The following is a 12483-nucleotide window of genomic DNA, read 5'->3' as shown; positions in this document are numbered from 1 at the left end:
CTGATAGCGGCCGGGACGGGAGTGGTTGGCACTACACCACATTCCAACGGTCGCCGTCATCCGAACTATCGAGCTACACGGTCATTTCAACTACCGCACGCGTCCAGGTAAGTCAGCACCCCCAGCAGAACTATCAGCACGACAAAGAGCACAACGGTGGGCATCTGAGGGTCGGGTCCGGGTATTTGACCGCGCCGGGTTTCGTTGTCCATGTTTTGTCCTTTGTCGACGTTTGCGGACCGACGAACTTCCTCTTCCCAACCGCTGCGAAGCTGCGGCATCGGCGCGCATTTCACGTCATCGGATGCTGAAGCGGAGAAGCCTGTCGTCGCCGGCGTTTGGGTTACCGCGCCCATCGGTGTTGTTGGTCAGTATCAACAGTGAGCCGTCCGGGGCGACGGTGACGTCTCGCAGCCGCCCGTATGTTCCAACGAGTCGATCGACTACCGAGGCGGGGTCGTCGAGATCCACCTCGATCATGCGTTCGCCCCTGAGATTCGCCATGAACAGGGTGGAACCATCGATAGCGATGCCACTCGGACTGGCCTCACTCGTGGCCCATTGGTGGATCGGATCGACGAAGCCCTCGGTATCCCCGATGCCTTCGATCTGTGGCCAGCCGTAGTTGCTTCCGGGCTCGATGCGGTTCAGTTCGTCCCACGTGTTGGCACCGAACTCGCTTGCGTACAGCACGCCATTTGCGTCCCATGCGATGCCTTGAGGGTTGCGGTGACCGTAGCTGTACACGAATGAGTCCGGGTAGGGATTGTCCGGTGGTACAGCCCCTTCGGGGGTGATTCTCAGGATCTTGCCGGCAAGCGACGAGAGATCTTGGGCCCGGTCACGTTGTCCGGCGTCCCCGGTTGTGGCATACAACATCCCGTCCGGCCCGAAAGCCAACCGGCCGCCGTCGTGATAGCTAGCGGCCGGGATGCCGTCGAGCACAGTGGTTCGTTCACCCAGGGCGAGGGAGCCGGGTGCGCCGAGGACGTCAAATCGGTCGATGCGATTTCCATCTGCGGCCGTCGAATATGTGTAAAGGTCACGTTCGCGGACTGCGAGCCCCAAGAGCCCGGCTTCGCCCGCAGGGGCCACATCAACTGTTCCCGCAGTGCTGCGGTTGCCGTCTGCGCCGAGCTCGATGATCTGTCCGGTGTCGCGCTCGCTGATCAGCATGCTGTTCTCGAAAAATGCTATCGCCCAGGGTGCATCCAAGCCATCGGTCACGACTGAGGCACTGGAGGTCGACGGCAGGTGTAACTCGACGGGCCCCGCGGGCCCCTGAGGTGTCGACTCGTCGTCGGACGACGATGCACATGACGAAAGTGTGACGGTGATGATGGACGCGGCGACGCAGGCTGCGGCGCGGTACGTGGTTCTCATCGGATGCTTGTGGTTGCGGTCGAGCCAGACGTCGGCGTTGTTTGTTGCACAGTTCGGAGTGGGTCGGTCAGGGGAGCCGAAATGGAGTGTCCGGCACCCTCGTGCATTGCTCTGGGAGACGTATCAAGATTCGAACCAACTGTTGCGCTGAATAATTCGCCTTGCACCATTGTGTTGCTCCTGTGGGTAGATCGCGTTGGAGGCGAGCACTGCGAACGAAAGCCGCTGTCGACCGAACTGTCGGGCGGTGCCAGAACCAGGTCCGGCTTCTGTCGCCCACTGGTCTCGTACCGAACCCGTTCTTGCCTGCATCGTCTACGGCCCGTGAGCAGATCTCGTGAGGCATGGCTCGACAGTAAGTGACAATTGGGGCAATTAGGATGCCCTGCTGGTACACCCATATCGGGGGGGGATTCCACCCGCGGGCGTAGGACAGCTGATCATCTTGTTGCGTGACTCTGCCGCTGCAACCGGAAAGTCATCCTCCTTGCCGCGCCTTCTTGCCACAAAGTGTGCGGTCGAACGAGGACGTGAAGCTTTTCTCAGAATTTCGTTCAACCTATCGTGCTTTGCTTCTCGATCTGTCGGATGTCGCAACATCAGGCAGATTGCGGGCGCAGGCTTCGCGACCATCCGATTGCCGGCAACAGTGGCATTGCCGAGCAACCGGACCCTGCGTCGTCCAACGTGTCGTCGACGACCTGGTTGTCCACCATTCACGATGGGACCGGCGATCGCGTCGAGAATCAGCAGTTCGCTTTCCGTGACCAATTCGAGATGGAAGTCGAGTGAACGTTGCTCGTTCCACACGACTTTGACCACAAAGGCGACACCCCGCCATTGTGGTCGGACACACGAAGAGCCGGTTGCCCAAGAGGTGCCCTGCCAGGGCCTCCCGCATTCCTTCGCGACCGGGTTTGATCAGACGAAGAACACGGCTCAGACTCAGCTCTCTTAGCAGGGCCTCGCCGTGACCAGCTACAAACGAACTGAGGAGTAATCATCATGCGTAGTGTGACAATGTACGCAGCCGGCGATGTTCGCGTCGAAGACCGCGAGAAGCCGACGATTGTCGAGCCCACCGACGCGGTTATCCGTGTCACAGCTACTTGCATCTGTGGTTCGGATCTTTGGCCCTACCGTGGCTCGGAGCCGTTGTACGTGACTCCTCAACCGATGGGCCACGAATACGTCGGTGTTGTCGAGGAGATCGGCGCATCCGTCGAACATGTGAAGGTCGGCGACTACGTCGTCGGATCCTTCGTCGCCTCGGACAACACCTGCGAGATATGTCAGGCCGGCTATCAGTCACGCTGTGTGCACAACGTCATGATGGGTGCGATCGGCACGCAGGCGGAGTACGCACGCATTCCGTTGGCTGACGGAACTCTTGTCGCGACTCCGTCTCATCCGGACGCAGACCTCGTACCGTCCCTATTGGCTGCTTCGGACGTTTTGGGCACGGGGTGGTACGCGGCTGTGGCGGCGGAAGCTGGCCCGGGGAAGACCGTAGCTGTTGTCGGCGACGGCGCAGTCGGTCTGTCCGCGATTTTGGCAGCCAAGCAACTAGGGTCCGAGCGAATCATCGCATTCAGTCGTCACGCAGATCGCCAGAGACTGGCCGTAGAGTTCGGTGCAACCGATATTATCGAAGAACGCGGAAAAGACGGCGCGGCCAAAGTAAAAGAACTTACCGGCGGTTACGGTGCGCATGGAACTGTCGAAGCAGTCGGCACACAGGAGTCCATGTGGCAGGCGATCGACGCCACACGGCCGGGCGGGTTCGTCGGCTATGTCGGTGTTTCGCATGGAGTCACACTCGAAGGGCTCGGTCTTTTCTTGTCGAGTGTCCATCTTCATGGTGGGCCGGCACCTGTTCGACGGTTCCTTCCCGAGTTGATCGACTTGATTTGGAGTCGAAAGATCAACCCGGGCAAAGTTTTCGATTTGACGCTTACCCTAGAGCAGGCGGCTGAGGGATACGGGGCCATGGATGAGCGTCGCGCTACGAAAGTTTTGCTTACCCTATAGACGGGGAGGCTGATATCCATCCGAAAGCGGAGTTGTGTTGAACTTCTGGCACGGCTGTCGCATCGATGAGGATACAGTGAAGTTCTTCCGGGAAGCATTCCCTTCCGTCTGCCACAATCGACGTGCAAGCCCCCGGTCCGATTTCTCTTTAATCAGTTGGTTTCGACCCGGACTATCGGCAAAGACAGTCGCTTCGCAATGTTATTCCGACCGCCATGGACGCACGGGCTTTACATGGTCAATAAGGGGGACGCCCTCCGGCAACACAGACGGCCCGCGTAGCGTTCCAAAATTCAGATTTATGAAGCGCTGTCCGCTCAAATCCAAACTCCGTTCCGCTTTCTTGCGCCGCCGGTGTCACTCTGATAGCTGTCACACTTGGTGTCGAGTTCGTCCGGTGACTCGGTGCGCCCCGGAACCTCTCGGCCAGACGTAGCTTCGTCCGGCTTCGTTCCAACCCAGAACCCGATCGACATGCCCGCACAACCACTGTGCGGCAACAACTGCGTGTCACACGCTTTTTGACAATGACATCCGGTCCACTCGAGGCAAGAGCGCCCTCGAACAACCTTCGTGCATTTGATTGACAGGAACGAAGAACGACATGAGCAGACGAAAGACCTTGGTGAAGCTCGGCGGCTGCTGTGTCGTCGCTGGGCTGGCTGTGGCAGGACTGATGTTTCCGCTTGTGGGCGGTGCTGGATACGTGTCCTCGCGCGCACTCGACTCGTCTGATACGACTGCCGAGATGGTCGTGAACGGATCGGTGCCGGCAGTGTCGACGATGACCGATGCAGATGGCAACCCCATCGCGTGGTTGTACGATCAGCGTCGGTTCGAGGTGACAAGTAACCAGATCTCCAACGAGATGAAGCTCGCCATCGTGTCGGTGGAGGATCGCAGGTTTGGCGAGCACCGGGGTGTCGACTGGCAGGGCACGCTTCGCGCGGCGGTGACGAACACGACCAGTGGCGAAGTGCAGCAGGGTGCGTCGACGCTCGTTCAGCAATACGTCAAGAACTATCAGCTTCATGTGCTCGCCCGAACCGACGCCGAACGACGCGCGGCAATCGAGACGACGCCGTCCCGCAAGATCAGAGAGATTCGGACTGCGCTGGATCTGGACCGACGGCTGAGTAAGGACGAGATTCTGACTCGCTATCTGAACTTGGTTCCGTTCGGCAATTCGTCGTTCGGCATTCAGGACGCTGCACGGACCTATTTCGGTGTCGAGGCGAGCGCACTCGATATCACGCAGTCGGCCATGCTTGCGGGAATGGTGCAATCCAGCTCGGCACTCAATCCGTATACGAACGAGGCCGGAGTCATTGCGCGTCGAAATGTGGTTCTCGACACGATGATCGAAACAATCCCCGACCGCATGAATGAATTCCGGGCAGCGCAGCTCGAGCCACTCGGAGTACTCCCTGAGCCTCGGACACTCGAACGCGGATGCATAGCTGCGGGTGACCGAGGTTTCTTCTGCGACTACGCGTTGGACTACCTCGAGGATGCCGGGATCAGTCGGACGGATATAGCCAACGGCGGGTATCTTATTCGCACAACACTCGATCCTGAGGTCCAGGACTCGGTAAAGGCCGGGGTAGTGGCAAATACCAGTCCGAGCGCGAATGGGGCGGCGTCGGTGATGAACGTGATCGAACCGGGTCGGGACGATCGGCGGGTTCTCGCCATGGCCAGTAGTCGTACTTACGGACTGGACAGCGCATCGGATGAAACTGTGCAGCCACAACCCTATTCCTTGGTGGGTCACGGCGGGGGATCGATGTTCAAAATTTTCACAGCGGCCGCCGGGCTGGAAGAGGGGCTCGGGATCCGGTCGTTGCTGAACAATCCTCCACGAGTCGAGATGGAAGGCCTCGGAAACGGAGGTGCCCGGGGGTGCCCGCCCTCGACATATTGTGTGGAGAACGCGGCACCCACTTCGCCGCGTCTCAGTCTGACAGATGCTTTGGCACAGTCGCCGAACACTGCTTTCGTAGACCTCATTTCACGGGTCGGTGTCACCCCAACCGTCGACATAGCGGTTCGTCTCGGTCTCCGGTCGTACGACGAGCCGGGGTCGTCCGGAGGTGAGCAAAGCATGGCGGATTTCCAGAAGGACCAGAATCTCGGATCCTTCACCCTCGGACCGGCGTGGATCAATCCGCTCGAAATGGCAAATGTCGGTGCGACTTTGGCCTCCGGTGGAGCGTGGTGCGCACCGAATCCGATCGATGCTCTGTACGACCGCGACGGGGTGCCTGTTCCTATCCCTCGAGATGCGTGTGAGCAGGTCGTCGATCCAGGCTTGGCGGACACGCTGGCCGTGGCGATGAGCAGGGACGATCAACCGGGAGGTACGGCGGCGGCCGCCGCGGATGCGGTGGGATGGACACTGCCGATGTCAGGTAAGACGGGAACGACGGAGTCGAACATGTCTTCCGGATTCCTCGGATTTACGAACCGTTTCGCTGGGGCCGTTTACACCTACGGTGATTCCCCGAATCCAGGGCAGCTCTGTTCGTATCCGGTTCGGACGTGCCAATCCGGAAATCTGTTCGGCGGCAACGAACCTGCTCGGACCTGGTTTCAGGCCATGGACCGAGTTGTTCCCGAGTTCGCGTCGGTGTCTTTGCCTACTTCCGACGTTAGATACGTCGACGGCACGGCGCGGTGGCAGAACCGTCTGGCCGAATAGTTGTCGTCGGTCTCTGCCGCCAAGTGTTGTGCCGTTCCCTCGTTGTGGCGGACAGTTTGGTTCCGTTGATTCCGTTTCGCATGGACTGACGAATCGGGAACAATGGGGGACTTCCCCGACCTCGTTGTGGTTACCACCTCCGATCAAATCGATCATCGTAGCGATGTCCTCGGAGGCCGACGCTCGGTCGAAGTGGCCCCTGCGGCATCGGGTTAAGTTCTGCTGACAGTTCGTAAATCCAGGTCCTAGGCCAGGAGCTCAGCGCTGATGCCGGGGTGCCCTGACAGGGTCTTCCACCTCTGCAGCTGGTGGGCTTTCGGTCAAATTGTGAAGCGGGCATTGACGGCTCTTCCCAGATGAGGGTGTAGGTCGGCCGGGCGCGTCGGTCCGCAGGTAGACGTCGAGGTCTCCCGACGATGGAGGTTCCTACGCCATCCATCCGAAAGGCCTCGACGTGACCGACGCTACCCCGCCGGCCGGCTTCGGCCGCCCTGACCTGACCGCCTTCGCGTCTCATCCCAATCGACCCTGATCGAGTCTGCTGACCCCCTCGACGAGAACGCAGCGACATCACAGCCACCCAACCCCGACCGTCCGGGAAGCCGGGACACGTCACATGGCCTGTGCTGCGGGCGTGTCGAGTGGGTCGTCCAGGGGCGACGCAGGAGCGTCGACGCGACGTGCTGAGAGGTGGTTCCAGTCGAGCACTAGGACACCGGCTACAGGCATGGCGATAGGTCAGGAACGGCGTCGCTCCCTACGCAGGAGGGAGCGCAGAGTCTCGGCGTTCGCGTAGCCGACCCGTAGCGCGATCTCGGCGGAGGTGAGGTCCGTGGTTGCTGAGAGGTGCCGAGCTCGTTCGATGCGAAGCCGTTGGACGAAGCCGAGCGGAGTGAGGTTGAGCGCCGCACGGACTCGTCGTTCGAGGGTGCGCCGGCTGGTGCCGAGCGACTGCGCGACGGAGGCGACGTTGAACGGTTCGTCCAGGCGGGCGCGCACGAAGCGTTCGAACTCGACGACGATCGGGTCCTCGTGCCGGAGATGTTCGTAGGCGACGAAGGCCGCCTGCGACGGACGCTCGTCGATGATGAGGAGCTTGGCGACATGTTGGGCCAGGTCGGGGCTGATCGATCGCACGAGTGAGAGCGCGAGGTCGATGTGGGCGAACGCGGCGCCGGCGGTGACGAGGTTCCCGTCGACCACGACCATGGTGTCGAGATCGAGGGTGACGGTCGGATAGCGCTTCAGGAACTCCGGCCCCAGGAACCAGCTGGTCGTCGCCCGCCGATGATGCATCCGTCCGGTCTCGGCGACAGCGAACACGCCGGTGCACGCCGCGGCGATCCGGGTGGTCGCGTCGTCGAGGCGCCCGAGCGAGGCGATGACCGAACGAGCATCTCGGCTCTGGAGGGCGTCGTTGGTAGCGGCGGCCGTGAGGGTTCCAAGCGCAGGGACGACGACCACGTCGAACTCTGCGGACTCCGACAGCGGGTGGTCCACCGACAGGGTCATCGATGCCGTCGTGGTCACTCTCCGTTTCGGTCCGAGTATGGCGAGTTCGATCGGGTCGATCCGCGGGTCGACATCGCCGCGGGCTCCGTCGGCCACCCGCACGATGTCGATGACCGACGCGACAGCCGAACCGAAGCAGCCGTCGATCGCGATCAGTCCGATACGCATGGCGCGAACAATAGCAATACTGCCGTATACGCCACTTCTCACATGCCCTTGCTCGTCATACGCTGAACTCGCTTCACCAAGAAACCTCGACACCTAGGAGAACCCCTCATGTCCACACCCGCATCACTTCCGTATGCCTTCGTCGCCAAGATCGTCGCGGCCGATGGACAGCAGGACGCGCTCGCCGATCTGCTCGCCGGCGCTGTCGCGCTCGCCAACGAAGAAGTAGGAACGATTGTCTGGTTCGCGGTCAGGACCCACGCCGACACCTTCTGGATCTTCGATGCATTCCCCGACGAGGCCGCTCGCGACGCCCACGCCAACGGCGCCATCGTCGCAGCCCTGATGGCCAACCAGCACCTCCTCGGCGCAGCACCCGAGATCCTGGCGGCCGACGTCCTCGCGTCCAAGCTCCCGTAGTCCGCCAACGCACGAGACGATCGCGCCCCGCCGAGCCGTCGCCAGGTCGCGACGCAACGCCACGCTGCGTTGCCGAGCGGTGCGAGGCCTATCGGCACACGGACAGGATGCCGGCCGCGAGCGCTCAGCCGGCGAGGGTTCCGTCGCAGAGGAGAGCGACGTCGGTGTCGGGCAGAGCCGTGAGGCCAGCGCATCGCGCGACCACCAGAACCGAACCGCCCCTGCCCTGCGTTTCCGCAGGTCAGGGGCTGTTCGCCGGAGCCGCCTGTCGGAATCGAACCGACGACCTAATCACGTCGGCTTTGCGTCTATCGCTTGATGCGCCCACTGGGCGAACGAGCCGCTGACCTGCGCAAACGCCGAGCGTGGGGGACGCCGCCATCCGGTGGTGACCGACGACGACCGACCAGTACCGACCGTTTCACCGGCGCTTGCGGCGGCGTCGAAGCCGAGCAAGCTCCATTCCTTTAGCTCACCGCGCCCTCCTCCTCGCCGGTCCCGTCGTCGTCGAAGACGTTTCATTGACGAGGTCACCGCGCAAACTGCGGAACTGGTGAGCTTGATTGCGCTTGTCCGGCGGGCAGATCGGCCGAGAGTTCGCAACCACCACTTCTCTGCGATAGGGGGTTGGACTTTGTCAACGCACCTCAGCGGAACACACTGGTGTGCACTGTCGAAGATCGGGTCTGGCAACTTTCACCGAGCGCGATCACAGCGAAGCTCGCAATAACCAGGCTGGAGTCGGGTGGCGGACCCTGGCCATCGGATCGAACCGTCATACTCGGCAGACGTAGAAGAGCTCGTCGACGGCCTGCGGTTAGGTCATTTTGGTTCAAGAACCCCGCGCCATTTGCCGAGCAAGCCAGCGTTGCGACGTACAGATGCGGCCTGGCATCCCTCTTCCCAAAAGGTAGACGGGTTGGGTGGATCGACCGAATCGCATTGCGCTTCGTCACTCGGCAAGTAATCGTTCAGGCGGGCACCGTTGGCTAGTCAGCCGGGTCGCATTTAGGGTGGAGCAGCGCGTTTTTCCTGGCCTTTTTCGCACGGTACATCTCGGCGTCGGCAGTTCTGAGCAGAAGCAGTATTTCCTGTTCAGAGCTATCGGTGCGTACCTCGCTGATCGCCGACCCCACGCTGACAGTTACACCAGAAATTATCTGAGCGCTGGTCAGCGCTGTCACCAGGTCTGCGACTCGACGTTCGGCTTTGCCCAGATCTGCGATCGTCACGCACGCGAACTCGTCACCGCCGAGGCGGGCGACCACCCATTCCTTCACCATCGATGCGCGTAGATGTTCGGCCAGATCCAGTAATACCGCGTCGCCGGTGTGGTGACCGAAATTATCGTTTACGCCCTTCATGCCGTCGACGTCTATGACCACTGCACAGATCGCCATCTGTCGGTTTGTCGACGTTGTGATGATGATCGCTTCGATCGCAGCGAACAGCCCTCGACGATTCCTCAGGCCAGTCAAGGGGTCCACCAAGGAATCGCGCGCTCGGGACCGAAGTTCGCCGACGTACACTATGAGAACCAACGGTGCTGAGAACATCAGCAGCATGGTCAGCGTATGCGCCACAACCACCCACCAGCTAGCTGCATCGTTCAGTGCAGCCCTAACCGCGATGATGCCCAGAACGACTACCGAAGACGCTATGTGAGTCCAGCAAGCCATTGGCGAAACAGCAATGACTGCGAACGTGGTGACTACTGCGAACAGAACCGTCCCACCAATTGCCGTCAATAAGTCCTGTTTCAGGAGTAGGCAGACTGTAATAGTTATGTCGGCGTAGATGACGAATGCAACTAATGTTTTGGGGCTGGGCCAAGAACCGACGAACCACCGCGCGGCAATTGGGAGTGTCGTGAGGCTGATCAGGACCACCACGGGGACGCCGAGGCCTGTGTACTCCTCCGATGGTGCGCTGACGAACCCGATAATTCCGATGATGAGCGTCGCGACACCTGCAAGGTACTGTGTCAGCTTCGCCCGCCCCGCGGGGAGTTCGTCGAGGCCTAGCCGACCGACAGGTCGATCTGAAGTTAGTGCCCACGACCGTAGTGATGCCGTGAAGCGGGCAAGTACGGCGATCATGAGAACCTCTGGTCGAGAATGCGAGCCCCCGCAAGCTGTGCAACGACAACCTAGCAGAATCGCACCTTTCGCATCTGTAAACACATATGTTGACAGATTGCGCCGTTAAAAACAGCTCGAATGGCAGGCGTCGATCCTTTTGGTGCTCGGTGCTATGTCCGGATGCATTGGAGCGGTACAACGTCGCATGCTCGTTCCGCTACCTCTGCCACCACCCGCGCCTATACTGCCGGACACGAGTGCACCTGTGTCGCTGGTGGAGACCAAGCCGCCGTGAATCTGAGCACCGTCAACCTGGTCGGTCTCGCACACCGCCGCTGCAATTGCGAAGCGTTGAACGAAGTCCTCGATTTCGGCACCGGTCAGCTCGTGCGGCGGTAGTCGCTCCGGGAAATTCCGACGACACCAAGCTGAGTGCGCCCGGTGTGTGTGCCGACGTCGATTGGATTAAACTGGCGTCCAGGGTGATTCAGCTATACCCAGGTCGATACCCCGCCGTCCTGGGTAGTCTTCGACCACTGCGTCATTGCCTCGAGGTCGCCGAGCGCCATAGATCACCACATTGCCGGGCTCGGCGAGCTGTGTGCGACACGAAATGATCGAAGCCGAGCAAGAGGAGTCAGCGGTACGCCGCCGGCCTGTCCCCGTCGGTGTCCGGCTGCGTAATTCCCAGATTCTCGCCGACGTGGGAATCGGGGTCGGCGACGATGCCCGCGATGAAGTTCCCGAGGCTCGCGCGAGAGGTCTCGGTGCCCTTGTAGGGTTCGCCTTTCCGTGTGAGTTCGACATCCGTCACCGTCTCGTCCGTCAGCCAGACCGGGCGGAGGATGGTGTGGGCCAGCGATGACTGCTCGACGACATCCGCGGACTTCCGGTTCCTGGGGCGGGTCGCCCCGGCGCGCTGGTAGTCCCAGGTGTTGAAGGGCTCCGGCAGCTCGTCGTAGATGCCTCCCGCGTTGATAGTGACGATTCGTCGAACGCCGGCCTCCTCCGCAGCGTCGACCACTGCGGCCGTGGTGGTATCAAGGTCTTCGCCGCCGAGGGCGACGATCACGATGTCCTGGTCGATCATCGCCGCACGGAGCGCGTCCCGGTCGTGTGCGTCACCTTCCACCAGCGTCATGGTGTCCGTCGCGATGCCGTCGAGGCGATGCGGCCGGCGCAGGAACAGCGTGAGGGCAACGTCTTTCTGCTGGGCCAGGCGAGAGATGATCTCTCGTGCAGACCGGCCGTTCGCTCCGATGATGACGACGTTCTTCATGGGTTACTCCTTCTGAACGGGCGAAGTCGATGCGTGACTGGCAAGCCACACCACGGGCCAGGTCACACTCGGGACGGCCGGCGGATACGGGTGCTAGCTGATGCCGATGGTCTGGCCACCGTCCACGACCAGGGAATGGCCGATCGTGAAACCCCCGAGATCTGAGCAGAGCCACAGGACGGCTGAGGCGATCTCTTCAGGGGTGCCCATGCGCCCGATTGGCTCCTGAGCGATGACCCGCGCTCGCCCCTCCGGTGTGTCACCAGAGAACCGGCCCATCATTGGAGTCTCGATGATGCCGGGGCAGATCGCGTTGATCTGGATGCCCTGCGCCGCGTAATCGAGGGCCGCCGACTTTGTCATACCGAGGATGCCGTGCTTCGCAGCCGCGTAGGCGGACTGGCCTTTGATGCCGATAACCCCGGCACCTGAAGAAATGTTGACGATCGAGCCGCCTCGTTCTGTCATGGCGAGGATTTCATGCTTCATGGAGACGAACACCCCACGCAGGTCGACCGCGATGAGACGGTCCCATTCCTCATCGCCGATCTCGGCAAGGGGCTTCGGCGGTTGCTCGATGCCGGCATTGTTCACCCCGATGTCGATCGGACCGAGAGCGTCGACAGAGGACTTCACCGCGTCCTCGACACTCTTGCTGTCGGTGACGTCGCAGATGGCGATGTGCACGCGTCGGCCGTGCGCTTCGACGAGCTCAGCGGTCTCATGTAGAGGCTTTTTTGTGGTGTCGGTGACGGCGACGTCGGCACCCGCGGCTGCGAAGGCTTCCGCCGTGGCTCGACCGATGCCGCTTCCGGCCCCGGTGATGAATACGTTCTTGTTCGTGAAGTCGAAAGTGACTGGCATGATTGACCTTTCGTGTTTCCGGGGTAGATCTTCGGACCCGCTGT

9 protein-coding genes are annotated in these 12483 nt (G+C 61.3%); 4 read left to right on the top strand and 5 right to left on the bottom strand.

The window, feature by feature from the left end; translation table 11 throughout:
• Positions 1-297: 297 nt before the first annotated feature.
• Positions 298-1383 (bottom strand): PQQ-dependent sugar dehydrogenase, encoded by a 1086-nt coding sequence (locus CH302_RS29000; RefSeq protein WP_082323560.1) that lies wholly within the window; start codon positions 1381-1383, stop codon positions 298-300.
• A gap of 588 nt (positions 1384-1971) precedes the next feature.
• Here CH302_RS29000 and CH302_RS28995 point away from each other — a divergent pair.
• From CH302_RS28995 to CH302_RS28985, 3 genes are all read left to right on the top strand, one after another.
• Positions 1972-2175: a hypothetical protein gene (locus CH302_RS28995; protein WP_037189118.1), complete on the top strand. Its 204-nt coding sequence runs from the start codon at positions 1972-1974 to the stop codon at positions 2173-2175.
• Positions 2176-2388: 213 nt separating this feature from the next.
• Positions 2389-3414, top strand: coding sequence for a zinc-dependent alcohol dehydrogenase family protein (locus tag CH302_RS28990; RefSeq protein WP_037189120.1), 1026 nt, complete (start codon positions 2389-2391; stop codon positions 3412-3414).
• A gap of 604 nt (positions 3415-4018) precedes the next feature.
• On the top strand, positions 4019-6115 hold the full coding sequence (locus CH302_RS28985; RefSeq protein ID WP_176460808.1) for a transglycosylase domain-containing protein: 2097 nt from the start codon (positions 4019-4021) through the stop codon (positions 6113-6115).
• 738 nt (positions 6116-6853) lie between these two features.
• Here CH302_RS28985 and CH302_RS28975 read toward each other — a convergent pair.
• On the bottom strand, positions 6854-7795 hold the full coding sequence (locus CH302_RS28975; RefSeq protein ID WP_037189121.1) for a GlxA family transcriptional regulator: 942 nt from the start codon (positions 7793-7795) through the stop codon (positions 6854-6856).
• A 108-nt stretch (positions 7796-7903) separates the two neighbouring features.
• Here CH302_RS28975 and CH302_RS28970 point away from each other — a divergent pair, with 108 nt between their 5' ends.
• The gene (locus tag CH302_RS28970; protein WP_037189122.1) at positions 7904-8215 is read left to right on the top strand and encodes a putative quinol monooxygenase; all 312 of its coding nucleotides are present in this window, start codon (positions 7904-7906) and stop codon (positions 8213-8215) included.
• 989 nt (positions 8216-9204) lie between these two features.
• Here the strand turns inward: CH302_RS28970 and CH302_RS28965 are convergent.
• The 3 genes from CH302_RS28965 to CH302_RS28955 form a co-directional block, all read right to left on the bottom strand.
• A complete protein-coding gene (locus CH302_RS28965) occupies positions 9205-10314 on the bottom strand; it encodes a GGDEF domain-containing protein (RefSeq protein ID WP_037189124.1) in 1110 nt (369 codons plus the stop codon).
• A 619-nt stretch (positions 10315-10933) separates the two neighbouring features.
• Entirely contained in the window at positions 10934-11575 is a 642-nt protein-coding gene (locus tag CH302_RS28960; RefSeq protein WP_037189125.1) for an NAD(P)H-binding protein, read from the bottom strand.
• Positions 11576-11668: 93 nt separating this feature from the next.
• On the bottom strand, positions 11669-12439 hold the full coding sequence (locus CH302_RS28955; protein ID WP_037189126.1) for an SDR family NAD(P)-dependent oxidoreductase: 771 nt from the start codon (positions 12437-12439) through the stop codon (positions 11669-11671).
• Between the last annotated feature and the right edge of the window lie 44 nt (positions 12440-12483).

This window comes from Rhodococcus sp. 15-2388-1-1a, from assembly GCF_002259145.1.
Taxonomy (GTDB): domain Bacteria; phylum Actinomycetota; class Actinomycetes; order Mycobacteriales; family Mycobacteriaceae; genus Rhodococcoides.
The sequence above is the reverse complement of the archived record's forward strand: the minus strand, read 5'-3'. Positions and strand labels throughout refer to the sequence as shown.